Source organism: Sinomonas sp. T428B, from assembly GCF_056780155.1.
The window spans coordinates 1,639,403-1,664,475 of record NZ_JBRAZR010000001.1 but is presented as its reverse complement, the minus strand read 5'-3'; the positions used below and the strand labels follow the sequence as shown (position 1 = coordinate 1,664,475).

Genomic DNA, 25,073 nt, shown 5'->3' with positions numbered 1-25,073 from the left:
ACTGCCACCCCCCTTGTGTATAGGAGCATAGATGTTCAAGTCTGCGGACGAAGTCCTCAAGTACATCCAGGACGAAGACGTCAAGTTCGTCGATATCCGCTTCACCGACCTCCCGGGCGTCCAGCAGCACTTCAACGTCCCCGCCAAGACGGTCGACGCGGACTTCTTCGAGAACGGCCAGCTCTTCGACGGCTCGTCCATCCGCGGCTTCCAGGGCATCGCCGAGTCTGACATGCAGCTCATCCCGGACGTCACCACGGCGTTCGTCGACCCGTTCCGCGTCGAGAAGACGCTCGCCCTCAACTTCTCCATCGTGAACCCGCGCACCGGTGAGCCCTACCACCGTGACCCGCGCGGCGTGGCCGAGCGCGCCGAGGCCTACCTCGCCTCGACCGGCATCGCCGACACCGCGTTCTTCGCGCCCGAGGCCGAGTTCTACGTCTTCGACAACGTCCAGTTCGAGTCCTCCCCGCAGGGCTCCTTCTACAAGGTCGACTCCATCGAGGCCCCGTGGAACAACGCCCGTGAGGAAGAGGGCGGCAATCTCGGCAACAAGACCCCGTTCAAGGGCGGCTACTTCCCCGTGGCCCCGGTCGACCACCAGGCCGACCTGCGCGACGCGATGTGCCTGAACCTCGACGCCGCGGGCCTCGAGGTCGAGCGCTCCCACCACGAGGTCGGCGCCGCCGGCCAGGCCGAGATCAACTACCGCTTCTCGACGCTCGTCCGCGCCGCGGACGACCTGCAGAAGTTCAAGTACATCATCAAGAACACGGCGCTCGAGTGGGGCAAGTCCGTGACGTTCATGCCGAAGCCGATCTTCGGCGACAACGGCTCGGGCATGCACTGCCACCAGTCGCTGTGGAACGGCGGCGAGCCGCTCTTCTACGACGAGAAGGGCTACGCCAACCTCTCCGACGTCGCCCGCTGGTACATCGGCGGCCTGCTCAAGCACGCCTCGGCGGTGCTCGCGTTCACGAACCCGACGGTGAACTCCTACAAGCGCCTCGTCAAGGGCTTCGAGGCCCCGGTCAACATGGTGTACTCGCAGGGCAACCGCTCCGCCGGCATCCGCATCCCGGTCACGGGCTCGAACCCGAAGGCCAAGCGCATCGAGTTCCGCGCGCCGGACCCCTCTTCGAACCCGTACCTCGCCTTCGCCGCGCAGCTCATGGCCGGCATCGACGGCATCCGCAACCGCATCGAGCCCCCGGCTCCGATCGACAAGGACCTCTACGAGCTCCCCGCCGAGGAGGCCCGCGACATCCCCAAGGCCCCGGGCTCGCTCGACGAGGCGCTCGAGGCCCTCGAGGCGGACAACGAGTTCCTCCAGGCCGGCGGCGTCTTCACGCAGGACCTCATCGACACCTGGATCGCGTACAAGCGCGAGAAGGAGATCGCTCCGCTCTCCCTGCGCCCGAACCCGTACGAGTTCGAGCTCTACTACGGCGTCTGATCCGCACCGCGGACCCTTCCGCCCAAGCGCCCGCCCCGGGACGGCACAGCCGTCCCGGGGCGGGCGCTTTTCCGGCGTGCGAGGCCGCGCCTCGCCCTGCCCACCGGCAGGGCCTCGGCCGGCCGCCGGCCTCAGCCGGCGATCGTCGTCAGGAGCGCCACGAGGTCGCCCTCTGCGCGGACGTCGTGGGTTCCGCCGGGCAGCACCATGACCTCGCCCTGGGAGACGGTTGTCTCGGGCCCGTCCGTGCCAGCACGCACGATGGCGCGTCCCTGCAGGACGTGGAGCGTCGCCGCCTCGGGCTTGGCGTGCTCGCCGAGGCTGCGGCCGTCGAGGATGGCCAGGAGCGTGTGCCGCAGCCGGCCGTCCTTGAGCACTGCCGCTGCGCTGTGCCCGTGGGCGTCCGACCGGGCCCGCGCGAGTTCCCGCTCGGCCTCGGAGGCGAGGTCGGCTCTGACGTGCTCCATGTGCCGCTCCTTCTGGCGTCCCAGGTTGTGGCGGATTATCCGGCGGCGTAGAACCGCCGCTCGAAGACCTGCCGCGCCCGGCGCGTGAGGTTCAGGTAGTGCTGCTCGAGGGCGCTGGCCTGGCCGGGCGGGTAGCCGCACCAGCGCGCAACGCCCTCGAGGTCGCGCCGCGAGGAGGGCAGGAGATCGGACGCCCTGCCGGTCCACGCGACGTTGGCGCTGCGCACGCGGCTCGCGAGGGTCCAGGTCTCGGCGAGCAGCTCAGCCTCGTCCGCCGGGATGAGCCCCGCCTCGGCCGCAGCCGAGAGCGCCGGAAGGGTCGCCGTCGTGCGCAGCTCGGGGTGCCGCGCCGCGTGCTGGAGCTGGAGGAGCTGGACGAGCCACTCGACGTCGCTGAGCCCGCCGCGGCCCAGCTTGAGGTGCCGCGAGGGGTCGGCTCCGCGGGGCAGTCGCTCCGATTCGACGCGGGCCTTGATGCGGCGGATCTCGCGGACGTCGGCGGGGTCGAGCTTCTCGGGGTAGCGCACGGAGTCGACGAGCGCCATGAATTCGCGCGCAACGTCGTCGTCCCCGGCGAGCGGCCGGGCGCGGAGCAGGGCCTGCGACTCCCACACGAGGGCCCAGCGGCGGTAGTACTCGGCGAAGGACTCGAGCGAGCGCACGAGCGGCCCGCTCTTGCCCTCGGGTCGGAGGTCCGCGTCGAGCGTGAGGACCCGCTCGGCGAGGACAGGGGGCTTGAGCGGCTGGGTCAGGAGGGAGGAGAGGCTCGAGACGATCTCGAGGGCCTGCTTCTGCGCCGCCGTCGGGTCGGCCGCGGGCAGCGGGCGGTGCACGTAGATGACGTCGGCGTCGGAGCCGTAGCCGATCTCCCGGCCTCCCTGCCGGCCCATCGCGACAACGAGCACCTGGGTCAGGACCGGGCCGTTGGCGGCGGCGATGCCCTCGGCAACGCGCAGGGCGGCGAGCACGGCCGCCTGGTCCGCGTCGGCGAGGGCCTCCCCCACCGCCCGGACGTCCAGGAGACCGGCCCGGTCCGCGAGGGCGACGCGCAGGATCTCGCGCCGGCGGATGAGCCGGACGAGCCGCATCGCCGCGGCCGGGTCCTCGTGCCTGGACAGCTTGGCCTGGATCTCCTGCCACTGCGTCTCGAGCGGGACAGGCCGCAGGTCGCCGTCGTTGCCGAGCCAGGCGACGGATTCCGGCGAGACCTCGAGCAGGTCGGCGATGAGCCGGGAGTCGGAGAGGACGTGGCACAGCCGCTCCGCGGCGGCCGCCGAGTCACGGAGGAGTCCGAGGTACCAGTGCGTCGTCCCGAGGGCCTCGCTCACCCGGCGGAAGGCGAGCAGGCCGCCGTCGGGATCCACGCCGTCGGCCAGCCAGTCGAGCAGGACGGGCAGGAGCTGGCGCTGGAGGGCGGCCCGGCGGCTCACTCCGGCCGTGAGCGCCTCGATGTGCCGCATCGCGCCCTGCGGGTCGCGGTAGCCGAGCGCGGCGAGCCGCTCCTGCGCCGCCTGCGGGGTCAGCCGGGCCTCGTCGGGGCTCAGGTTCGCGACGGTGTTGAGCAGCGGGCGGTAGAAGATGCGCTCGTGCAGCTCACGGACGCTGCGCTTGGTGCGGTGCCAGCGCTCGAGGAGCTGCTCGGGGTTCGAGCGGCCCACGTCGAAGATCCCCTGCACGGCCCGGGCGAGGGCGCGCAGGGCGTCCTGGTCGACGGGCATGAGGTGGGTGCGGCGGAGCCGGAAGAGCTGGATGCGGTGCTCGAGGAGGCGCAGGTAGCGGTACGACGAGTCGAACTCGGCAGCGGCCCCGCGGCCGATGTAGCCGCCCGCGGCGAGGGCCGCGATGGCCGATGTCGTGTCCCGCACGCGCAGCGACTCGTCGGCGCGGCCGTGGACGAGCTGGAGGAGCTGGACCGTGAATTCGACGTCGCGCAGGCCGCCGACGCCGAGCTTGATCTGCCGCTCGGCCTCGCCCGCAGGGATGTTCTCGGTGACGCGGCGGCGCATGGCCTGGACCGATTCGACGAAGCCGTCCCGCCCCGCGGAGGCCCACACGAGCGGGGCGATCGCGGCCTCGTAGCGGGCCCCCAGCTCCCGGTCCCCCGCAATGCAGCGTGCCTTGAGGAGGGCCTGGAACTCCCAGCTCTCCGCCCAGCGCGCGTAGTAGGCCAGATGCGAGTCGAGGGTGCGCACGAGCGGGCCGTCCCGGCCCTCGGGCCGCAGGTTCGCGTCCACCTGCCACAGTGCCGGCTCGCGTCCCGTCGACCAGACCGCTCGGGCGAGCCCGGTGGCCAGGAGCGTGCCGATCTGAACGGCCCGCGTGTCGTCCAGCGTTCCGCCGGGACCCGTCGAGTCGGCGTCGATCACGTACACCACGTCGACGTCCGAGATGTAGTTGAGCTCGCGTGCCCCGCACTTGCCCATGCCGATCACGGCGAGCCCGACGGCGGCGACCTCCTCGGCCGGGAACGTCGCCGCGGCCTCGGCTCGGGCGACGGCGAGGGCTGCCTCGAGGGCCGCCCCCGCCAGGTCGGAGAGCTCGGCGGCGGCGGTGGGGAGGAAGTCTGTTGGCGAGGCGGCGCCGAGGTCGCGCAGGGCGAGCTCGCACAGGCGCCGCCGGTAGGCCACCCGCAGGGCCTCGTACGCGCTCCCGCCCGTCACCGCGGCGACGGGCCGGGCGGAATGCGGGTCAGCGCCGACGGAGCGCAGCAGGAAGGTGCGCAGCTCGTCGGGGTCGGCGCCGAGCGGCTCGGCCGAGAGCGGGGCCTCGAGCACGTCGAGGTGCTCGGGGCGGCGAAGCAGGAACTCGCCGAGCGCCTCGGACGCGCCGAGGAGGCGGAAGAGCGGCTCGCTGCGCTCCGGGCCGGCCTCGAGCAGCGACGCGAGCTCTGGCCTGCGGTCGAGGAGCCGCACGAGCGTCAGGAGCGCCGCGTCCGGGTCCGGGGCGACCGAGAGGCCCTCGAGGAGGGCCTCCTTGTCCACGCCGTCGAGCTCCCGGGCAGACAGGAACCGCTCGGCCCGCTCGGGATCGGACGAGCCGAGGGCGATCAGCCTGCGCGCGAGGCTCGGAGCCATGCGGTCCCCTAGAGGATGCCGAGGTTGCGGTGCAGCTCGTAGGGCGTGACCTCGAGCCGGTACTCGTTCCACTCCTGGCGCTTGTTGCGCAGGAAGTGCTCGAACACCTGCTCGCCGAGGATCTCGGCCATGAGCTCGGAGTCCTCCATCGCGTTGACCGCGTCGTAGAGGCTCGCGGGCAGCGGCGAGTGGCCCAGGGCGCGTCGCTCCGAGGTCGTGAGCGAGGAGATGTCGTCCTCGGCCGCCGGCGGCAGCTCGTACGCTTCCTCGATGCCCTTGAGGCCCGCCCCGAGCAGGACGGCGTAGGAGAGGTACGGGTTCGTCGCAGAGTCGATGCCGCGGTACTCGACGCGGGCGCTCTGGTGCTTCCCCGGCTTGTAGAGCGGGATGCGGACGAGCGCGGAGCGGTTGTTGTGCCCCCAGCTCAGGTAGCTCGGGGCCTCCCCGCCGCCCCAGAGGCGCTTGTAGGAGTTGACGAACTGGTTCGTGACGGCGGTGAACTCCGGGGCATGGCGGAGCAGGCCGGCGATGAAGTGGCGGGCGGTCTTGGAGAGCTGGAACTCGGCGCCGGCCTCGTGGAACGCGTTCGTGTCGCCCTCGAAGAGCGAGAAGTGCGTGTGCATCCCCGAGCCCGGGTGGACCGTGAAGGGCTTGGGCATGAAGGTCGCGTAGGCGCCCTGCTGGAGGGCCACCTCCTTGACGACCGTGCGGAACGTCATGATGTTGTCCGCCGTCTGGAGGGCGTCGGCGTAGCGCAGGTCGATCTCGTTCTGCCCCGGGCCCCCCTCGTGGTGGCTGAACTCGACCGAGATCCCCACGGACTCGAGCATGTTCACGACCGTGCGGCGGAAGTCCTGCGCGACGCCGCCGGGAACGTGGTCGAAGTAGCCGCCCTGGTCGACGGGGACGGGCGCGCCGTCGGGACCGAGCCTGTCGGACTCGAGCAGGTAGAACTCGATCTCAGGGTGCGTGTAGCACGTGAAGCCCATCTCGGCGGCCTTGGCGAGCGTGCGCTTGAGGACGTTGCGGGGGTCGGCGGGCGAGGGCTCGCCGTCCGGGGTGAGGATGTCGCAGAACATGCGCGATGTCGGCTCGGTCTCGCCGCGCCAGGGCAGGATCTGGAACGTCGAGGGGTCCGGCTGCAGGAGCATGTCCGACTCGGAGACGCGGGCGAGGCCCTCGATCGAGGAGCCGTCGAAGCCCAGGCCCTCCTCGAAGGCCCCCTCGACCTCGGCCGGGGCGAGGGCGACGGACTTGAGGGAGCCCACGACGTCCGTGAACCACAGGCGGACGAAGCGGACGTCGCGTTCCTCGATGGTGCGGAGCACGAACTCCTGCTGACGGTTCATGGGGGGCAGTCCCTCGCCTTCTACGTGCCGGTGCCGGTGCGTGAGCAAGGAGGCGCCACGGCCGGTGCCTCCCACTCTACTAAGCAACCGGGCCTGCGCTAAGCAACGCCCCGCGCGGTCGGCTAGGCTCGGTCCATGGCCCCCACAGACTCTCCTGAGCCGCGCCCGTCCGAGGCCGCCGCGCCCTACGGCAGCGGCGCGGCCCCCGCCCGGAGCGGCCGGGTCCGTGTGCACCACCTCGCCCAGGCCAAGGAGCGGGGCGAGCGCTTCGCGATGCTCACCGCCTACGAGCAGTACTCGGCGCAGATCTTCGACGAGGCCGGCGTCGAGGTGCTCCTCGTCGGGGACTCCGCCGCGAACAATGTCTACGGCTACGAGACCTCACTGCCCGTCACGGTCGACGAGATGCTGCCGCTCGTGCGCGCGGTGTCCCGCGCCGCGCGCCGGGCCCTGGTCGTGGCGGACCTGCCGTTCGGCTGCTACGAGGCGTCCCCCGGGCAGGCCGTGGCGGCGGGCGTGCGCTTCCTCAAGGAGGGCCTCGCGCACGCGGTCAAGATGGAGGGCGGCGCCTACTACGCGGACACCGTGCGCGCCATGGTCCAGGCCGGCATCCCGGTCATGGCCCACATCGGCTTCACGCCCCAGAGCGAGCACGCGCTGGGCGGCTACCGGGTCCAGGGCAGGGGCGACGACGCCGGGCGGCTCATCGAGGACGCCCGCGCCCTCGAGGCGGCCGGCGCCTTCTGCGTGCTCATGGAGATGGTCCCCGCGGAGACGGCCAAGGCCGTCGACGCGGCCCTCGCCGTGCCCACGATCGGCATCGGGGCGGGCAGCTCGACGACGGGCCAGGTGCTCGTGTGGCAGGACATGGCCGGGCTGCGGGGCGGCGAGGGCGTCCGGGTCGCGAAGTTCGTCAAGAAGTACGCGGACCTCCGCAGCACTCTCCTCGACGCCGCGCGCCAGTACCGCGACGAGGTCCACTCCGGCCAGTTCCCGGGCCCCGAACACTCGTTCTAGCCCGGCGCGCCGGCGTCAGTCGTTGTCGGACCAGCCGTCGCCGTCGGCGTCGGAGGGATCCCAGGCGCGGTTGCGCTCCCTGACCTTCTCGAGCGCCCGCTCGGCCTCCTCGCGCGTCGCGTACGGGCCGATCAGCTGGGTCCAGTCGCTCTGGGCGTCGACCTCGACTTCATGGGTCCGCACGTTGTACCAGTACTCGACCACGTGAGCCTCCTCCCTAGTACACTCAACCCTATGCCTTCTTCCCCTTCCACGGCACCCGTGGGCACTCTTGCCCGCGGCACGGTGAGCCCCCAGCGGAACGTCCCGGAGTGGATCCCACGCCCCGAGTACGTGGGGAAGGCGGCCCCCGCCAAGTACACGGGCTCCCCGGTCCTCTCCCCCGAGAAGATCGAGCTCGTGCGCGCCGCGGGCAGGATCGCCGCCCAGGCAATCGTCGAGGTCGGCCGGCACATCCGGCCGGGCGTGACGACGGACGAGCTGGACCGGATCGGGCACGAGTTCGTGCTAGACCACGGGGCGTACCCATCGACCCTGGGCTACCGCGGCTTCCCGAAGTCGCTGTGCAGCTCGATCAACGAGGTCATCTGCCACGGCATCCCGGACACGACAGTCCTGGCCGACGGGGACATCGTGAACATCGACATCACTGCCTTCAAGGACGGTGTCCACGGGGACACCAACGTCACTTTCCTCGTGGGGGACGTGGACGACGAGTCGAGGCTGCTCGTGGAGCGGACGCAGGAGTCCCTCCGCCGCGGCATCAAGGCCGTCGCTCCCGGACGCGAGATCAATGTGATCGGCCGGGCCATCGAGTCCTACGCGCGGCGCTTCGGCTACGGCGTCGTGCGGGACTTCACGGGCCACGGCGTGGGCGAGGCCTTCCACACGGGCCTGATCATCCCGCACTACGACGCCGCACCCGGCTACAGCCAGGTGCTCGAGCCGGGGATGGTCTTCACGATCGAGCCGATGCTGACCCTCGGCGGGATCGAGTGGGACATGTGGGAGGACGACTGGACCGTCGTCACCCGCGACCGGAAGCGCTCCGCCCAGTTCGAGCACACCCTCGTCGTCACCGATTCCGGCGCCGAGGTCCTCACCCTCCCCTGACCCGCGAGAGGCACAACGCATGGCCAAGAGCGAGAAGAAGAAGTCCCGGTACGTCATTGGCGTGGACATCGGCGGCACTGGCATCAAGGGCGGCATCGTCGACCTGAAGAAGGGCAAGCTCGTCGGCGACCGAGTGCGCATCGACACGCCGCGCCCCGCGACCCCCGAGAACGTCGCCGAGGTCGTGGCCGAGATCGTCGGAGCGCTCGGCGCCCGGGAGGACGCGCCCGAGCCGAGCTCACCCGTCGGCGTGACGTTCCCGGGCATCATCCAGCACGGGGTGTCCCGCTCCGCGGCCAACGTGGACAAGTCGTGGCTCGACTTCGACATCGACTCGCTCTTCACCCAGCGCCTGGGCCGCCCCGTCGAGGTGATCAATGACGCCGACGCCGCCGGGCTCGCCGAGGTGCGCTACGGCGCCGGCAAGGGCGTCGACGGGACGGTCCTCGTCATCACGCTCGGCACCGGCATCGGCTCGGCCTTCGTCTTCGACGGCAGGCTCGTGCCCAATGCCGAGCTCGGCCACCTCGAGATCGACGGCTTCGACGCCGAGACGAAGGCCTCCGCCGTCGCACGCGAGCGCGACGGGCTCAGCTGGGAGGAGTATTCGGTGCTGCTCCAGCGCTACTTCGCGCACGTCGAGTTCCTCTTCTCCCCCGAGCTGTTCGTCGTCGGCGGCGGGATCTCCAAGCGCGCCGACGAGTACCTGCCGCGGCTCAAGCTGCGCACGCCCATCGTGCCGGCCGAGCTCAAGAACGAGGCGGGCATCGTCGGGGCGGCGCTCCAGGTCGCCATCCACCACAGCCTCGCCGAGTAGGCATCGCGGTCCCCGCATGACGGAGGGGCCCGGACCTTCCGGTCCGGGCCCCTCGCGGCTCAGTGGTCCGCGTGCTGCGGGTGGGACTGCTCGCTGCGCAGGAGGCTGATGGCCGCCTCGAAGTCCTCGAGCGAGTCGAAGGACTGGTAGACGCTCGCGAAGCGCAGGTACGCGACCTGGTCGAGCTTCCTGAGCGGGCCGAGGATCGCGAGGCCGATCTCGTGGGCCTGGATCTCCGCCGAGCCTGCGGCCCGGATGGTCTCCTCGACCTCCTGGGCGAGCAGGGCGAGGTCGTCGTCCGTCACGGGCCTGCCCTGGCAGGCCTTCCGGACGCCGTTGATGATCTTCGTCCTGCTGAACGGCTCGCCCACGCCCGAGCGCTTGATCACCGTCAGGCTCGTCGTCTCGATCGTCGTGAACCGGCGGCCGCACTGCGGGCACTGCCGGCGGCGCCTGATCGCGGCGCCGTCCTCCTGGATGCGGCTGTCGACGACGCGCGAGTCGGGATTGCGGCAGAACGGGCAGTACACGTGGGAGATCTTACTGACCCCGCAGCATGCGCCACAAGGAGATCACCACAACATGTAGTACTGCGACGACTATCTGTGGGTCAGTGGCGCGCGAAGCGGACGTCCACGGCGTCGCCGTGCGCTGGCAGGTCCTCGGCGTCGGAGAGGCTCCGGATATGCGCCGCAACACCCGTGAGCGCGGCCTCGGAGTAGTCCACGACCTGGATTGCGCGCAGGAACGTCGCGACGTTGAGGCCAGAGGAGAACGCCGCGGTGCCGGAGGTGGGCAGCACGTGGTTCGACCCCGCACAGTAGTCGCCGAGGCTCACCGGGCTGAAGTCGCCCACGAACACGGCGCCCGCGTTGCGGATGCGCGCCGCGACGGCCGCCGCGTCCGCCGTCATGACCTCGAGGTGCTCGGCCGCGTAGGCGTCGCACACGGCCACGCCGGCGTCGACGTCGTCCACGAGGACCGCGCCGGACTGCTCGCCGGACAGCGCCGTGAGGACGCGCTCCCGGTGCTTGGTCCGGCCTGCCTGGGCCTCGAGCTCCGCGCGGACGGCGTCGACGAGCTCCGGGGAGTCGGTCACGAGGACGGACCCCGCCCGGGGGTCGTGCTCGGCCTGGCTGATGAGGTCCGCGGCGACGAGGGCCGGGCGGGCCGTCGCGTCGGCGAGGATCGCGATCTCGGTCGGGCCGGCCTCGGCGTCGATGCCGACGACGCCCTTGACGAGGCGCTTGGCCGTCGCCACGTAGATGTTGCCGGGGCCGGTGACGACGTCCACCGGCTCGAGCGCCGGCAGCGCCCGGTCGCCGTCGGCGGCCGTCCCTGCCTCGACCCCTGCGGGAATCCCGTAGGCGAAGGCGGCCACGGCCTGGGCGCCGCCGATCGCGTAGACCTCCTCGATCCCGAGCAGCGCCGCGGCGGCGAGGATCGTGGGGTGCGGAAGGCCGCCGTTGTCCTTCTGCGGCGGCGAGGCGAGGGCGATCGAGGGCACGCCCGCGGCCTGCGCCGGGACGACGTTCATGACGACGCTCGAGGGGTACACCGCGAGCCCGCCCGGGACGTAGAGCCCCACGCGGCCGACCGGGACCCAGCGCTGGGTGACCTTGGCGCCGTCGGCCGGGGTGACGGTGACGTCCGCGGGGCGCTGCGCGTCCGCGAACAGCCGGGCCCGCGCGATTGACTCCTCGAGCGCGGTCCGCACGGCGGGGTCGAGCTCCGTCAGGGCCGCCGCGATGGCCTCCGCGGGGACCCGCGGGTGGCGCTGCCGCACGCCGTCGAACCGCTCGGCGTAGTCGCTGAGCGCGGCGAAGCCCCGCGCACGGATGTCCGCGATGATCCCGCGCACCGCATGCTCGACGTCGGCCCCCTCCGACGGGGCGAGGCGCGGCACCGCGGCGCGCAGCTCGGCGAGGCCGAGGGTGCGGCCGCGCAGGTCGATCGTGCGGAAGTCCAGGAAACCGGCGGAAGTCACCGGACCAGTCTACGCGGGCGGAGGCACGCGTCCGGGCAGATCCTCCTGGGGCGGCTGCCACCAGAGCGTGGTGAGAGCGAGGACGGCCAGGGCGGTGATCGCCGGCCAGACGGCCAGCACGCTCACGGCCTGGACGCCGAACTCGGAGCCGGCCGCGCCGGCGTCGACCCCCCGCGCCCCGACGAGCCGGCCCAGCAGCGTGCCGGCGAGCCAGGCGAGGCCGCTGCCCGCGACGCTGCCGGCGAGGGCTGCGAGCCCCCGGTCGGGAAGCCCGGGGCGGCGCCGGCCCGCGGCGAGAGCAGCCGCGAGCACGAGCCCGGCCGCCGCGCCGAGGGCCGCGAACACGAGGTCCCGCTCGTCCCACGCGCGGTAGTCGGTGCCCTCCCCGTAGAGGATGCCGCCAGGAGCCGCGAGCCACCACACCGCCCCGAGGAGGGGCCCGGCCGCGGCGGGGACGAGCGCCCAGCGCGCGAGCCCCGCCTGCCGGGACCGTTCCGCCCGCGGCTTCGGGCCGCTCTCGGTCACGGGAGCCGCCTCAGGCATCGAGGCATGCGGGGCCGAGGAGCACCTTGAGGTCGCCGAAGAGCGCGGGATTCGGGTTGACGCGCAGGTGGTACCCGAGGCGCATGACCTCGATGCTCCGCGTCCCGTGCAGCCGCAGCTGGACCTCGTTGTGCCCGGGGTGCGTCTTGAGCACGTCCCCGAGCTGGGTCACGACCGACTCGGTCGCCTTGTGCGTGGGCATGCTGATGACCACGGGCCCGCCGGTCGCGTCGCTCAGGTCGGGGACCGTGAGCTCCATCGCGCTGAGCGTGACCGCGCCGTCGTCGCGGCGCTGGAGCCGGCCCTTGACGACGACGATGAGGTCCTCGGCGAGGACGGACGCGATCGGGCCGTACACCTGCCCGAAGAACATGACCTCGATCGAGGCGCTGAGGTCCTCGATCTCGGCGCGCGCGTAGGCGTTGCCGCTGGCCTTGGCGATGCGCCGGCTGAGGGAGGTGATCATGCCCGCGATCGTGACGATCGCGCCGTCGGCCGGGCCGTCCTCGGCGAGCAGCGCGGTGATGCCCGTCTCGGCGTGCTGGGAGAGGACGCCCTCGAGGCCCTGGAGCGGGTGGTCGGAGACGTAGAGGCCGAGCATGTCGCGCTCGAAGGCGAGCTTGTCCTTCTTCTCCCACTCGGGCAGGTCCGGGATGTCGACCTGGAGCCCGGCCGCCTCGGAGGCCCCGCCGTCGAGCGCCGAGAACAGGTCGAACTGGTTGTTGGCCTCGTTGCGCTTGAGCGTGATGACGGCGTCGACCGCCTCCTCGTGGACCATGACGAGGGACCGGCGCGGGTGGCCGAGCGAGTCGAAGGCGCCGGCCTTGATGAGCGACTCGATCGTGCGCTTGTTGCACACGACGGCGGGGACCTTCTGGAGGAAGTCGCTGAAGCTCGCGAAGGCGCCCTTCTCCTCGCGCGCGGCGACCATAGCGTGGACGACATTCGAGCCGACGTTGCGGATGGCGCCCATGCCGAAGCGGATGTCCTCCCCGACCGGAGTGAACGTGAGCGAGGACTCGTTGACGTCCGGCGGCAGCACGGTGATGCCCATGCGCCGGCACTCGTTGAGGTACATGGCCGACTTGTCCTTGTCGTCGCCGACAGAGGTGAGGAGGGCGGCCATGTACTCGGCCGGGTAGTGCGCCTTGAGGTACGCGGTCCAGTAGGAGACGACGCCGTACGCGGCCGAGTGCGCCTTGTTGAAGGCGTAGTCGGAGAACGGCAGGAGGATGTCCCAGAGGGTCTGGATGGCTTCCCTCGAGTAGCCGTTGTCGATCATGCCCTGGGAGAAGCCCTCGAACTGCTTGTCCAGCTCGGCCTTCTTCTTCTTGCCCATCGCGCGGCGGAGGATGTCGGCCTGGCCGAGCGAGTAGCCCGCGAGCTTCTGCGCGATGGCCATGACCTGCTCCTGGTACACGATCAGGCCGTACGTCCCGCCCAGGATGTCCGCCAGCGGCTCCGCGAGCTCGGGGTGGATCGGGGTGATCTCCTGCTGCCCGTTCTTGCGCAGGGCGTAGTTCGTGTGCGCGTTGGCGCCCATGGGGCCCGGGCGGTAGAGCGCGAGGACGGCGGAGATGTCCTCGAAGTTGTCGGGGCGCATGAGCTTCAGGAGGGAGCGCATCGGACCGCCGTCGAGCTGGAACACCCCGAGGGTGTCGCCGCGGGCGAGGAGCTCGTAGGAGGCCGCGTCGTCGAGCTCGAGGCGCTCGAGGTCGAGGTCGATGCCCCGGTTCGCCTTGATGTTCTCGATGGCGTCCGTGATGATCGTCAGGTTCCTCAGCCCGAGGAAGTCCATCTTGATCAGGCCGAGGCCCTCGCACGTCGGGTAGTCGAACTGCGTGATGATCTGGCCGTCCTGGAAGCGGCGCATGATCGGCACGACATCGATGATCGGCTCCGAGGACATGATGACGCCGGCCGCGTGCACGCCCCACTGGCGCTTGAGGCCCTCGAGGCCCTTCGCCGTCTCGAAGACCGACGCCGCGGCCTGGTCGGCGGCGATGAGGTCCCGGAACTCCCCGGCCTCGGAGTAGCGCTTGGCCTCGGGGTTCTCGATGTCCGCGAGCGGGATGTCCTTGGCCATGACGGCCGGGGGGAGGGCCTTGGTCAGGGTCTCCCCCATGCTGAACGGGTGGCCCATCACGCGGGCGGAGTCCTTGAGGGCCTGCTTGGTCTTGATCGTGCCGTAGGTGACGATCATGGCCACGCGCTCGTCGCCGTACTTCCGCGTGACGTACTCGATCACCTCGGGGCGGCGGCGATCATCGAAGTCGACATCGAAGTCGGGCATCGAGACGCGGTCGGGGTTGAGGAACCGCTCGAAGATGAGGCCGTGCCGCAGGGGGTCCAGGTCGGTGATGCGCAGCGCGTACGCGACCATCGAGCCCGCGCCAGAGCCTCGGCCGGGCCCGACCCGGATGCCGTTGTCCTTGGCCCAGTTGATGAAGTCGGCGACGACGAGGAAGTAGCCGGGGAAGCCCATCTGGGTGATGACGCCGAGCTCGTAGTCGGCCTGCTTGCGCACCTCGTCGGGCACGCCGCCCGGGTAGCGGTACTTGAGCCCGCGGTCGACCTCCTTGACGAGCCATGACGTCTCGTCCTCCCCCGGCGGGCAGGGGAACTTCGGCATGAAGTTCGCGTCCGTGTTGAACGAGACCTCACAGCGCTCGGCGATCGCGAGGGTGTTGTCGCAGGCCTCCGGGAGCTCGCGGAACAGCTCCCGCATCTCCTGCGGGGACTTGAGGTAGTAGCCCGAGCCGGAGAAGGCGAAGCGCGACCCGCCCTGGTCGTAGCTGGGCTCGAGCAGGGTCGAGCCGGACTGGATGGCGAGGAGGGCCTCGTGGGCCTTGGCGTCGTGCTCGTGGGTGTAGTGCAGGTCGTTCGTGGCCACGAGCGGGATCGAGAGCTCCTTGGCCAGGCGCAGGAGGTCCTGGGTGACCCGGCGCTCGATCTCGAGCCCGTGGTCCATGAGCTCGCAGAAGTAGTTCTCCTTGCCGAAGAGGTCCTGGTACTCCGCGGCGGCCTGCCGGGCCTCCGCGTACTGGCCCAGCCGCAGCCGCGTCTGGATCTCGCCCGAGGGGCATCCGGTCGTGGCGATGAGGCCCGGGCTGTACTCCTCGAGCAGTTCTCGGTCCAGGCGCGGCCACTTGCCGAACACGGAGTCGAGGGAGCCGATCGACGACGCCCGGAAGAGGTTCCGCATGCCCTGGTTGTTGTAGCTCAGGAGCGTCATGTGCGTGTAGGCGCCGCCGCCCGAGATGTCGTCCGACTTCTGGTGCTCCTCGCCCCAGCGGACGCGGCCCTTGTCGGTGCGGTGCGTGCCCGGGGTCACGTAGGCCTCGACGCCGATGATGGGCTTGATGCCGGCCTGGGTGGCCTTGTTCCAGAAGTCGAACGCTCCGAAGAGGTAGCCGTGGTCCGTCGTCGCCATCGCGGTCATCCCGAGCCGCTGAGCCTCCGCGAAGAGGTCCGTGAGGCGGGCGGCGCCGTCGAGCATCGAGTACTCGGTGTGGACGTGGAGATGGGCGAACGAACCGCTGGAAGTCACCGCACCAGTGTAGTCAGCGCCCCTCGGGGACGTGGCGAGGCGCGCCCCTCACGCCGCGCCGGAGGGGGAACGCGTCAACGCTCAGATCCGCCCGTCCCTCAGGGCGTCGACGGCGAACTGCAGGTCTGCGGGATAGGGGCTCACGGCCTCGACGGGCTCGCCCGTTCGCGGGTGCGCAAAACCGAGACGGTGGGCGTGGAGCCACTGCCGCGTGAGGCCGAGGTCCGCGGCGAGGCGCGGGTCCGCCCCGTAGGTCAGGTCGCCGGCGCAGGGATGGCGCAGGGCTGCGAAGTGCACCCGGATCTGGTGCGTGCGGCCCGTCTCGAGGTGGATCTCGACGAGGCTCGCGCGCCCGAAGACCTCGATGACCTCGTAGTGGGTCACCGAGGGCCGCCCGTCCTCCACGACGGCGAAGCGCCAGTCGTAGCCAGGGTGGCGGCCGATCGGCGCGTCAATGGTCCCCTCGAGCGGGTCGGGGATGCCCTGCACGACGGCGTGGTAGACCTTGTCCACCGTCCGCTCCTTGAAGGCCTGCTTGAGCACGGTGTAGGCGTGCTCCGTCTTCGCCACGACCATGGCGCCCGACGTGCCGACGTCGAGCCGGTGCACGATCCCCGCGCGCTCGGGGGCGCCCGAGGTGGAGATCCGGTACCCCGCGCCCGCGAGGCCGCCCACGACGGTCGGGCCGACCCACCCCGGCGAGGGGTGGGCGGCGACGCCCACGGGCTTGTCGACGACCACGAAGTCCTCGTCGTCGATGAGGATCTCGAGTCCGTCCACCTTCTCAACCACCACTTCCAGGGGATCCCGTACGTCAGGGCGCTCGATCTCGAGCACGTCGCCCGCCGCGAGCCGGGCGGACTTGGGCACCGACCTTCCGTGCAGGCTCACGTGCCCACCCGTGAGGAGGGCCGCCGCCGCGGAGCGCGACAGCCCGAGCAGCTCCGCCAGGACGGCGTCGGCGCGGGCGCCGGCGTGCTCCTCTGGGACCGTGACCCGCTCAGCCACGGCCGTCGCCCCCGGTGGCCCCCTCGGCCGTCCCGTCCGTCGGGGACGGTGCCTTCGCGGGGCTCCCGTCGGGCGTGACGCCTCGCAGGGTCAGGAGGCACACGAGCACGACGCCGCACACGACGGCGGAGTCGGCCACATTGAAGATCGCGAAGTTGGGCAGCGAGATGAAGTCGACGACGTGGCCCATGCCGAACGAGGGCGCCCGGAAGAGCCGGTCCGTGAGGTTGCCGAGGGCGCCGCCGAGCACGAGGCCGAGCGCTGCCCCCCACACGGCGGACCGCACCCGGCGCGCGTAGACGAGGATGGCGGCCGAGACGATCGTCATGACGATCGTGAACACCCACGTGACGTTCTCGCCGATGGAGAAGGCAGCCCCCGAGTTGCGGATGTAGAACCACTGCAGGAGCGGCGGGAGGACGGGGATCCGCTCCCCCTCGGCCATCGTGCTCGTGACCCAGAACTTGGTCAGCTGGTCGGCGGCGTAGGCAGCCGCCGCGACGAGCGCGAGGAGGATGACGGCGCGTCGCCGCCTCGGGCGGGGGGTGGCGGGCTCGGCCGCGTCAGGGGTGGTGTCCATGCTTCTTTCAGGGGCAGGCAGAGGCCGGCGGCTGCCTCTGGCAGCCGCCGGCCTCACGAGCTCGTGGTCTGGCTCAGACCTCGGCGCTGTCGGAGATCTCCGCGGTGGCCACGGAACCGCGCGACTCGAGGTCGCGGAGCTGGCCCTCGATGTAGGCCTTGAGGCGCGAGCGGTAGTCGCGCTCGAAGCCACGGAGCTGCTCGACCTTGCGCTCGAGGACCGAGCGCTGCTGCTCAAGGGCGCCGAGGACCTTGCGGGACTTCTCCTGCGCCTCGTTGACCAGGCTGCTGGCCTCGATCTGTGCCTCGGCGATGATCTTGTCGCGCTGGTCGAGGCCGTCCTGGACGTGCTTGTCGTGCATCTGCTGGGCCATCGCCAGCAGGCCTGCCGCGGACTCGGAGACCGGCTGCGCGGCCGGCGCCGGGGCGGGCGCGACGGGGGCCGGGGCGACCTCCTTGACGGGCTCGGGCTTGGGCTCCTCGCGCACCTCGGGTGCGGGAGCCTTCTCCACCGGCTGGGCCACGCCCTGCTTGGAGCTGAGCTCGGCGACCTTCTTGCGGAGCTCGTCGTTCTCCTGGTTCAGGCGGCGGAGCTCGATGACGATCTCATCCAGGAAGTCGTCGACCTCGTCCTGGTCGTAGCCCTCGCGGAACTTCGTCGGCTGAAAGCGCTTGTTGACAACGTCTTCTGGCGTCAGAGCCATCTGCTCACCTCATTGGTCTAGTCAGTCAGGCAGCTTCCGCCACCGTGACTACCGTATCTGAACTGTTACCTGTCCTCCAGCCAGCCCGCCCCGGCCTGATGGGGACGAACCAGCGGATGCCACTGACTGTGAACCTACGCGAGATTGCGCACGACCGCCATTGCGATGACGACGGCGATCGCGAGCACGATGAAGCCGAGGTCGAGGCTCATCGCCCCGAGGTGCAGCGGGCGGAACCACCGACGCGAGAGCTTCATCGGCGGATCTGTGACCGAGTACACAGCGCTGGCCGCGACGAGCGCCGCCCCCCTCGGGCGCCACGACCGCGCGAAAGACTGCACCCAGTCGAAAACGAGCCGCGCGATGAGCGCTATGAAGAACAGCTCCAGCAGGAGGTAGACGAGCGCGAACAGGATGCCCACCGGTGCCTCAGCTCTGGTTGAAGAAGCTCGTCTGGCCGTCGGTGACCTTCTTGTCCTCGCCGAGGACCTCGACCGTGGAGGGCGAGAGGAGGAAGACCTTGTTCGTCACGCGCTCGATGCTGCCATGGAGGCCGAAGACGAGGCCGGCGGAGAAGTCGACGAGGCGCTTGGCATCGGCCTCGCCCATGTCCGTGACGTTCATGATGACGGGGATGCCCTCGCGGAAGCTCTCGCCGATCACCTTGGCGTCGTTGTAGGACCTCGGGTGCACGGTCGTGATCTGCCGGAGCGCGCCATCCTCGCGGACGGCGGCCGCGCGCTTGATCGGCGTGACCGGGGCCCGGTACTCCTCGACCTCAGTGGAGGACTCTCGGGTGGCCAGCGCCTGGCGGCGTTCGTCTCGGTCGGTGTGCACCGGCTGTTCCTCTTCCGTGCGTGCGTGCGTGGCCTCGGTCTCGAACTGCTCCTCGCCGTCCGCCAGACCGAGGTAGATCATCGTCTTGCGCAGAGCGCCAGCCATGCTCGACTCCTGTCCCCTAGGGCCGGGCTGCTGGAACGCTCGCCGGGGTGCTCGGCCCAGAAGGTCCCGACACGACGACGCTACCGCACGGTTCGGCGGCGTCCCAGAACATCCGTGCCAATCCTCAGGTGTGTCGCGCCGGCTGCCACGGCCTCCTCGAGGTCCTGGCTCATCCCGGCCGACAGCATTCTCGCCCCCGGGTGGCGCTCGCGCACAGCCCGGGCGAGGACGGCGAGCCGCCCAAAGGCCGGAGCCGGCTCCTCCCCGAGGGGTGCGACCGCCATGAGCCCCGCGATCCGCAGCCCCGGCGTGTCGTCGATGAGGTCTGCGAGCGGCAGGACCTCCTCGGGCAGCGCCCCGCCTCGGCCGGGCGCTGCACCCTCGGCGAGATTCACCTGGACGAGGCAGTCGAGCGGGCGCGCCCGCTCTTGGGCGGCGACGGCCTTGCCGAGGGCGGCGGCGAGGGAGGGCCGGTCCACGGAGTGCACGGCATCGGCGTAGCGCGCAACGCTCTTGGCCTTGTTCGTCTGCAGCTGGCCGATGAAGTGCCACGTGAGCCCCAGGTCGCCGAGCTCGGCGGCCTTGGCCGAGGCCTCCTGGTCCCGGTTCTCCCCCACCTCGGCGACCCCGAGTCCGGCCAGGAGGCGGACGTCGGAGGCGGGGTGGAACTTCGTCACCACGATGAGGTGGGGCTCATCGTCCCTCCCGGCCGCCGCGGCGGCCCGGCGGATCCGGTCGCGGACGCGCGCGAGGTTCGCCTCGAGCTCGGCGCGTCGCTCGGCCTGCCCCGCGCCCTGGTCAAGCCCCTCAGGCATGCGACCACACGAGGCCCGCGAAGCGGCCCTGGCCGGGCGCGCGGCGGTGCGAGTAGAGGGCGTCCTCCTCGAACGTGCACGCGGCGGCATCGGTGTGGGCCGGCACGCCTTCCGCTGCCAGCTGGCGCAGCACGCCGGCGGGCAGGTCGAGCGCGGGCGTCCCCCAGGCCGTCGTCGCGGCCGTGCCGGGCACGACGGCGTCGACCTGGTCGCGCAGGGCCTCGGGGACCTCGTAGCAGCGCCCGCAGATGCTCGGCCCGAGCCAGGCCTCGAGGCCGATAGCTCCAGCCTCGCGGAGGCGGGCGACTGCCCCCGGGACGACGCCGGCGGCGAGCCCAGGCCGCCCGGCGTGCACCGCGGCGAAGGCCGGAGTCCCATCGGGGAAGGTGCCTGTGAGGATGACGGGGACGCAGTCCGCGACCATGACCGCGAGCGGCGCCCCCCGCGAGAGGAGGGCGTCGGCGGTCGGCGCGGCGCCGCCGTCGTCCGCCCACGCCGCGTCGGCGCCGTGCACCTGGCTCATGAAGCGGAAGCCCCCAACGCCCGCCGCGGCCGCGAGCCTCTCGCGGCTCCGCAGCACGGCGTCGTCGTCCGAGCCGACGTGGAAGGCGAGGTTGCCCGCGTCGGTCCGGGTGAACGCGACGGTGACGCCGGGACGGACGTCCCGGCGCCACCAGAAGAGGCCCCCCGCCTCGGGGGTGCCGCCCGCGCCCCGCGTCACTTGAGGAAGTCGGGGACGTCGAGGTCGTCGCTGCGGCTGCCCGTGAGGTCGGACTCGACGACGGCGGGCAGCTCGACATCGAAGCCCGAGTCGGCGGCGAGGCCCGAGCGGCCCTGGCTCCACTGGCTCAGCCCCGCGTGCGCGGGCGCAGCCTGGGCCGGGCGCGGCGCGGCGGCGGGCGCTGCCGGGACGCTCGCCGGCGCGGCCGGTGCCGAGGGGGCGGGGGCGGCCGGGGCGGCGGCCTGGGCGGGCTTGACGTCCTCGAGCGACGGGGAGGTCGCCTTGAGGTCGTCGAAGCCGGCGGCGATGACGGTCACGCGGGCCTCGTCGCCGAGGGCGTCGTCGATCACGGCGCCGAAGATGATGTTCGCCTCGGGGTGCGCGACCTCCTGGACGAGGCGGGCGGCCTCGTTGATCTCGAAGAGCCCGAGGTCGCTGCCGCCCTGGATCGAGAGCAGGACGCCGTGGGCGCCGTCGATCGAGGCCTCGAGCAGGGGCGAGGCGATCGCGAGCTCGGCGGCCTTGACCGCGCGGTCCTCCCCGCGGGCCGAGCCGATGCCCATGAGCGCGGATCCCGCGCCCTGCATGACGGACTTGACGTCGGCGAAGTCGAGGTTGATGAGGCCGGGGGTGGTGATGAGGTCCGTGATGCCCTGGACGCCGGAGAGCAGCACCTGGTCGGCGGAGCGGAACGCGTCGAGGACGGAGACGTTGCGGTCGCTGATCGAGAGCAGGCGGTCGTTCGGGATGACGATGAGGGTGTCGACCTCGTCGCGGAGGGCCTCGATGCCGTTCTCGGCGCTCGTGGCGCGGCGCCGTCCCTCGAAGGTGAACGGGCGGGTCACGACGCCGATCGTCAGGGCGCCGAGCGAGCGGGCGATGCGGGCGACGACGGGCGCGCCGCCGGTGCCCGTGCCGCCGCCCTCGCCGGCGGTGACGAAGACCATGTCGGCGCCGCGGAGCACCTCCTCGATCTCGTCCGCGTGGTCCTCCGCAGCCTGGCGTCCGACCTCGGGGTTCGCGCCCGCGCCGAGGCCGCGGGTGAGCTCGCGGCCGACGTCGAGCTTGACGTCCGCGTCGCTCATGAGCAGCGCCTGGGCGTCCGTGTTGATGGCGATGAATTCCACGCCCCGCAGACCCACCTCGATCATGCGGTTGACTGCGTTCACGCCACCGCCGCCGATGCCGACGACCTTGATGACGGCCAAGTAGTTCTGCGGTGCTGCCACGTTGAGTGTCCCTTGTTCGGAGCCTGCTGGAAAGAAGCCTGAGCCACAACCTTAACCCTCAAGTTGAAGGTGATAGTTATGTCAAGTAGCCCTTGCTGAAGACGGTATGGGGCGGGTTCGGGGCGTGCAACGACCGCTCTGGCGTGTCGTCGCATTGTGCCCCATGTGTCCCGGGGCGTCCCGTTCTGCGGCCCCCTTCGGCCGCCGGTGACCGGTCCTCACCGGGTCACCGGATGCCGCGGCGCGCTCACGTCGAAGACCCGCACGGGCGCCTGGCCCGGGGGCGCCTCGTCGGCGGCCTTGACGAGCGCCTGGAGGACGCGGGACTTGAGCTCGCGCTCCTCGGCGTTGCCCCAGATGACGGTCCGGCCGTCGGCGAGCCTGAGCTCGACCGAGTCGGCCGACTCCGCGGAGGCCGTCGCGAGCTGGGCGAGCACCTCCGCGGGCAGGGCCGAGAGCACGGCCGTCACGGCGTGGAAGACCTCCTGCCCGACCGGCATCGAGGCGCCGTCGATCACGGGGACGTCGTACTGCTCCTCGTCGGCCGCGTTGCCCAGGACCACGCCCTCGCCGTCGACGACGAGCAGCCCGCCTTCCTGCTTCACGAGCGCCACGGGCACGCGCTCGATGACCGTCACGACGAGGGTCTCCGGCGGCTCGGCACGCACGCGCGCGTCCTTGACCTGGACGAGCTGGCCGAGGAGCGCCCGCACCTCGTCGTCGCCGACCCTGGCGAGCGGCTTGCCCCGCACCGGCGCGAGCACGCCCTCGACCTGAGCGGGCGTGAGCAGGTGCGTGCCCTGCACCGTGATGGTCCGCACCGCGACGAGCGGGGTGAAGAGCACGACGGCGAGCAGGCCGGCCACGAGCGCCGCGGCGACCCCGGCTGTGATCGCCATCCGGCGGCGGCGCCTGCGGTGCGGCGGCTCCGGGAAGGCCAGGACCTCGCCTGCAGCGCGGGCGTCCCCCACGGAGCCGGCGCCGCCCGCGTCCGTCCGGCCCGGCCCCGTGAGCAGGGTGACCTTGGCCCCGGAGCCCACGCTGACCCGGCCGGGATCGCCCGCAGCAGCATTCCTCCCGGGCTCGCCCTTGCCGCGGCCGGCCGCCACGCCCTTGCCCTGCCCGGCGGGCACGTCCTCGTGCCCCGGGGTCATGCGGGGCACCCGGGGCGTGTGGCGGCTAGCGGCCACGCAGGGCCTCCAGGAGGGTCGCTCCCTGGGCCGTGACGTCGCCCGCGCCCACCGTCAGGACGATGTCCCCCGGCGCGGCGGCGGCCGCGAGCTCGCGGACGGCGTCCTCGGGGCGGGGCGCGTAGGCGCCGGTCGGCAGGGCGGCGGTGACGAGCTCGCTCGTGACGCCCGGGATCGGGTCCTCGCGCGCGGGGTAGATGTCGAGGACGCGGACGGTGTCCGCGCCCGAGAGTGCCTCGGCGAACTCGGCGGCGAACTCGCGCGTGCGGGAGAACAGGTGCGGCTGGAACAGCACGTGGATCCGGTGCCCGGCGGCGACCGAGCGGGCCGCGGCGAGGGCAGCGCGGACCTCGGTCGGGTGGTGGGCGTAGTCGTCGTAGACCCGCACCCCGGCGGCCTCCCCCTTGAGCTCGAACCGGCGGGACGCCCCCGTGAAGCCGGCGAGCGAGGCCGCGGCCCTCTCGGGCTCGGCGCCGACCTCGACGGCGGCCGCGAAGGCACCGGCGGCATTGAGGGCGTTGTGCAGGCCGGGGACGGCGAGCGGGAGGGGCACGGTGCGGCCGGACCACTCGAGGCTCGACCCCCCGGGCGCGAAGTGCACGCGCACGTCGGCGTCCGCACCGGTGCCGTACAGCGCGACGCGGGGCCCGCCGTCGGCCGCGCGAAGACGCTCCGCCACGGCGCGGGCACCCGGATCGTCCCCGCACGCGAGCACGAGCCCGCCCGCGGGCACAAGGGCGGCGAAGGCGGCGAAGGCGGCGCTCACGGCCTCCGCGGTGCCGTAGTGGTCGAGGTGGTCCGCCTCGACGTTGGTGATGACGGCGACGAGGGGCCGGTAGTTCAGGAACGACGCGTCGGACTCGTCCGCCTCCGCGACGAAGATGTCCGTCTCCCCCGCTGCGGCGTTGACGCCCAGGGCCGGGATGTTGGCCCCGATCGCGAAGCTCGGGTCCAGGCCAGCGCCGCGGAGCATCCACGTGGCCATCGAGGTCGTCGTCGTCTTGCCGTGCGTGCCGGCGACGGCGATGACCCGGTCCCCCGCCATCGTCGCCGCGAGGGCCTCGGAGCGGTGCAGGACGCGCAGCCCGCGCGCGCGGGCCGCGGCGAGCTCAGGATTGTCGGCGCGGATCGCCGAGCCTGCGACGACGGTCTCGGCCTCGCCCAGGTTCTCGGCGTCGTAGCCGACGGCGACGCGCGCGCCGAGCCGGGCCAGGTCCGCCATGACGGGCAGGTCCTTCGCGTCGGAGCCGCTCACGGACACGCCCCGGGCGAGCATGACGCGCGCGACGGCGGACATGCCGACGCCGCCGATCCCGACGAAGTGGACCCGCCCGAGGGCCCCGAGCCCGCGGTCCTGTCCCGCCTGCGTGCCGCTCATGCCTGTGCCGCCTCCATCACCATGTGTGCCATCGTCCTGTCCGCGTCCCGCACGCCGAGCCTCGCCGCGCGGTCCGACATGTCCGCGAGCCTCTGCGGGTCCGCGAGGAGCGGGAGCACGTTCTGCTCGAGCCACGCGGGCGTGAACTCCGCGTCACGCACCATGAGCGCGGCCCCGGCGCTGACGAGGCCGCGAGCGTTGAGCGCCTGCTCGCCGTTGCCGATCGGCAGCGGGACGAACACCGCGGGGAGCCCGACGGCCGCCACCTCGCAGACCGTGCCGGCGCCGGACCGGCAGACGATGAGGTCCGCGGCCGCGTAGGCCGCCTCCATGCCGTCCACGTACTCGATCTGATGGTAGCCGGGGGCCGTGAGCGGGGTCCCGTCCGCGCCCGTGACCGACTTGCCGCGGCCCGTGATGTGCAGCGTCTGGACGCCGGCCTTCGTGAGCGCCGGGAGCGCTCCGGCGATCGTGCGGTTGAGGCTCGCGGCCCCGGACGAGCCGCCCGTCACGACGAGCGTGGGCAGGCGCGGGTCGAGCCCGAGGGAGCGGCGGGCGGAGTCGCGAGCGGCGGCGCGGTCGAGGCCGGAGACCTCGCGGCGCATGGGCATGCCCACGAGGCGCGCGTGCCGCAGCCTCGTGTCGGCGAAGGCCTTGCCCACGAAGCGCGTGAAGAGGGCTCCGACTCGATTGGCGAGTCCGGCCCTGGTGTTGGCCTCGTGGATCACGATGGGCGTCCCCCGGCGGCGCGCCGCGAGGTAGAGGGGGGTGCACACGTAGCCCCCGACGCCGACGAGCACGTCCGCCCCCGCGCCCTCGAGGACCGCCTCGGCCTGGCGCACGGCCGCGGCCAGGCGGGCGGGCAGGCGCACGAGGTCGAGGGTAGGACGGCGCGGGAGGGGGACGCGGTCGATCGTCGCGAGCTCGAAGCCCGCCGCCGGCACGATCGTGGTCTCCATGCCGCTCTCGGTGCCGACGGCCAGGATCCTGGCGCCAGGCGCGAGGTCGACGACGGCGCGCGCGATCGCGAGGAGCGGGCTGATGTGCCCCGCCGTGCCTCCTCCCGCGAGCACGACGGACGGTCCGGTCCCCGCGGGGTCAGCGGGGCCGGGGGTGATCTGGGGTGGCATTGCT

The 25,073-nt window shown here is 72.1% G+C and carries 23 protein-coding genes; 4 read left to right on the top strand and 19 right to left on the bottom strand.

The annotated features are described in order from the left end of the window. Positions 1-31 precede the first annotated feature (31 nt). Positions 32-1,456, top strand: a complete 1,425-nt coding sequence (gene glnA / locus ACUYMY_RS07680; protein ID WP_481703004.1) for a type I glutamate--ammonia ligase — start codon at positions 32-34, stop codon at positions 1,454-1,456. Positions 1,457-1,587: 131 nt separating this feature from the next. On the opposite strand, the gene ACUYMY_RS07675 is transcribed toward glnA (ACUYMY_RS07680), so the two are convergent. From ACUYMY_RS07675 to glnA (ACUYMY_RS07665), 3 genes are read right to left on the bottom strand one after another with little or no spacing between them, the layout of a single operon-like run. After that, complete coding sequence (locus tag ACUYMY_RS07675) at positions 1,588-1,923, bottom strand: cupin domain-containing protein (RefSeq protein ID WP_481703003.1); 336 nt, start codon at positions 1,921-1,923, stop codon at positions 1,588-1,590. A gap of 35 nt (positions 1,924-1,958) precedes the next feature. Next, positions 1,959-4,997, bottom strand: coding sequence for a bifunctional [glutamine synthetase] adenylyltransferase/[glutamine synthetase]-adenylyl-L-tyrosine phosphorylase (locus ACUYMY_RS07670; RefSeq protein WP_481703002.1), 3,039 nt, complete (start codon positions 4,995-4,997; stop codon positions 1,959-1,961). A gap of 8 nt (positions 4,998-5,005) precedes the next feature. Continuing rightward, entirely contained in the window at positions 5,006-6,346 is a 1,341-nt protein-coding gene (gene glnA / locus ACUYMY_RS07665) for a type I glutamate--ammonia ligase (RefSeq protein ID WP_481703001.1), read from the bottom strand. Positions 6,347-6,481: 135 nt separating this feature from the next. Here glnA (ACUYMY_RS07665) and panB point away from each other — a divergent pair, with 135 nt between their 5' ends. Then, positions 6,482-7,363 carry a 3-methyl-2-oxobutanoate hydroxymethyltransferase gene (gene panB, locus ACUYMY_RS07660; protein ID WP_481703000.1) on the top strand — a complete coding sequence of 294 codons (882 nt, stop codon included), beginning with the start codon at positions 6,482-6,484 and terminating at the stop codon, positions 7,361-7,363. Positions 7,364-7,378: 15 nt separating this feature from the next. On the opposite strand, the gene ACUYMY_RS07655 is transcribed toward panB, so the two are convergent. Beyond that, entirely contained in the window at positions 7,379-7,567 is a 189-nt protein-coding gene (locus tag ACUYMY_RS07655; protein ID WP_481702999.1) for an SPOR domain-containing protein, read from the bottom strand. 30 nt (positions 7,568-7,597) lie between these two features. Here ACUYMY_RS07655 and map point away from each other — a divergent pair, with 30 nt between their 5' ends. Both map and ppgK read left to right on the top strand, forming a co-directional pair. Beyond that, on the top strand, positions 7,598-8,476 hold the full coding sequence (gene map / locus ACUYMY_RS07650) for a type I methionyl aminopeptidase (protein ID WP_481702998.1): 879 nt from the start codon (positions 7,598-7,600) through the stop codon (positions 8,474-8,476). Between the two features lie 19 nt (positions 8,477-8,495). Further along, positions 8,496-9,293: a polyphosphate--glucose phosphotransferase gene (gene ppgK, locus ACUYMY_RS07645; protein ID WP_481702997.1), complete on the top strand. Its 798-nt coding sequence runs from the start codon at positions 8,496-8,498 to the stop codon at positions 9,291-9,293. A 59-nt stretch (positions 9,294-9,352) separates the two neighbouring features. On the opposite strand, the gene nrdR is transcribed toward ppgK, so the two are convergent. From nrdR to murG, 15 genes are all read right to left on the bottom strand, one after another. Continuing rightward, positions 9,353-9,823 (bottom strand): transcriptional regulator NrdR, encoded by a 471-nt coding sequence (nrdR, locus tag ACUYMY_RS07640; protein ID WP_481702996.1) that lies wholly within the window; start codon positions 9,821-9,823, stop codon positions 9,353-9,355. Positions 9,824-9,903: 80 nt separating this feature from the next. After that, positions 9,904-11,280, bottom strand: coding sequence for a histidinol dehydrogenase (hisD, locus tag ACUYMY_RS07635; protein ID WP_481702995.1), 1,377 nt, complete (start codon positions 11,278-11,280; stop codon positions 9,904-9,906). Between the two features lie 9 nt (positions 11,281-11,289). Further along, positions 11,290-11,805, bottom strand: coding sequence for a hypothetical protein (locus tag ACUYMY_RS07630; RefSeq protein WP_481702994.1), 516 nt, complete (start codon positions 11,803-11,805; stop codon positions 11,290-11,292). Positions 11,806-11,815: 10 nt separating this feature from the next. Next, entirely contained in the window at positions 11,816-15,373 is a 3,558-nt protein-coding gene (gene dnaE / locus ACUYMY_RS07625; RefSeq protein ID WP_481702993.1) for a DNA polymerase III subunit alpha, read from the bottom strand. An 81-nt stretch (positions 15,374-15,454) separates the two neighbouring features. Beyond that, positions 15,455-16,381 (bottom strand): RluA family pseudouridine synthase, encoded by a 927-nt coding sequence (locus ACUYMY_RS07620; RefSeq protein ID WP_481702992.1) that lies wholly within the window; start codon positions 16,379-16,381, stop codon positions 15,455-15,457. After that, complete coding sequence (gene lspA / locus ACUYMY_RS07615; RefSeq protein ID WP_481702991.1) at positions 16,374-16,961, bottom strand: signal peptidase II; 588 nt, start codon at positions 16,959-16,961, stop codon at positions 16,374-16,376. Before lspA ends, ACUYMY_RS07620 begins: the two co-directional genes overlap by 8 nt. Before the next feature lie 73 nt (positions 16,962-17,034). Next, entirely contained in the window at positions 17,035-17,664 is a 630-nt protein-coding gene (locus ACUYMY_RS07610; RefSeq protein WP_481702990.1) for a DivIVA domain-containing protein, read from the bottom strand. Between the two features lie 134 nt (positions 17,665-17,798). After that, a complete protein-coding gene (locus ACUYMY_RS07605) occupies positions 17,799-18,086 on the bottom strand; it encodes a YggT family protein (RefSeq protein ID WP_481702989.1) in 288 nt (95 codons plus the stop codon). A 7-nt stretch (positions 18,087-18,093) separates the two neighbouring features. After that, positions 18,094-18,606, bottom strand: coding sequence for a cell division protein SepF (locus ACUYMY_RS07600; protein ID WP_481702988.1), 513 nt, complete (start codon positions 18,604-18,606; stop codon positions 18,094-18,096). Positions 18,607-18,686: 80 nt separating this feature from the next. Further along, positions 18,687-19,421 carry a YggS family pyridoxal phosphate-dependent enzyme gene (locus tag ACUYMY_RS07595; RefSeq protein ID WP_481702987.1) on the bottom strand — a complete coding sequence of 245 codons (735 nt, stop codon included), beginning with the start codon at positions 19,419-19,421 and terminating at the stop codon, positions 18,687-18,689. Further along, positions 19,414-20,142, bottom strand: coding sequence for a purine nucleoside phosphorylase YfiH/LACC1 family protein (locus tag ACUYMY_RS07590; protein WP_481702986.1), 729 nt, complete (start codon positions 20,140-20,142; stop codon positions 19,414-19,416). The genes ACUYMY_RS07595 and ACUYMY_RS07590 overlap by 8 nt, the downstream gene beginning before the upstream one ends. After that, positions 20,139-21,371, bottom strand: a complete 1,233-nt coding sequence (gene ftsZ, locus ACUYMY_RS07585; RefSeq protein ID WP_481702985.1) for a cell division protein FtsZ — start codon at positions 21,369-21,371, stop codon at positions 20,139-20,141. The genes ACUYMY_RS07590 and ftsZ overlap by 4 nt, the downstream gene beginning before the upstream one ends. Positions 21,372-21,589: 218 nt before the next feature. Continuing rightward, positions 21,590-22,561 carry a cell division protein FtsQ/DivIB gene (locus ACUYMY_RS07580; protein ID WP_481702984.1) on the bottom strand — a complete coding sequence of 324 codons (972 nt, stop codon included), beginning with the start codon at positions 22,559-22,561 and terminating at the stop codon, positions 21,590-21,592. Beyond that, on the bottom strand, positions 22,551-23,939 hold the full coding sequence (gene murC / locus ACUYMY_RS07575) for a UDP-N-acetylmuramate--L-alanine ligase (protein ID WP_481702983.1): 1,389 nt from the start codon (positions 23,937-23,939) through the stop codon (positions 22,551-22,553). The genes ACUYMY_RS07580 and murC overlap by 11 nt, the downstream gene beginning before the upstream one ends. Beyond that, a complete protein-coding gene (gene murG, locus ACUYMY_RS07570) occupies positions 23,936-25,069 on the bottom strand; it encodes an undecaprenyldiphospho-muramoylpentapeptide beta-N-acetylglucosaminyltransferase (RefSeq protein WP_481702982.1) in 1,134 nt (377 codons plus the stop codon). Before murG ends, murC begins: the two co-directional genes overlap by 4 nt. Positions 25,070-25,073: the final 4 nt, after the last annotated feature.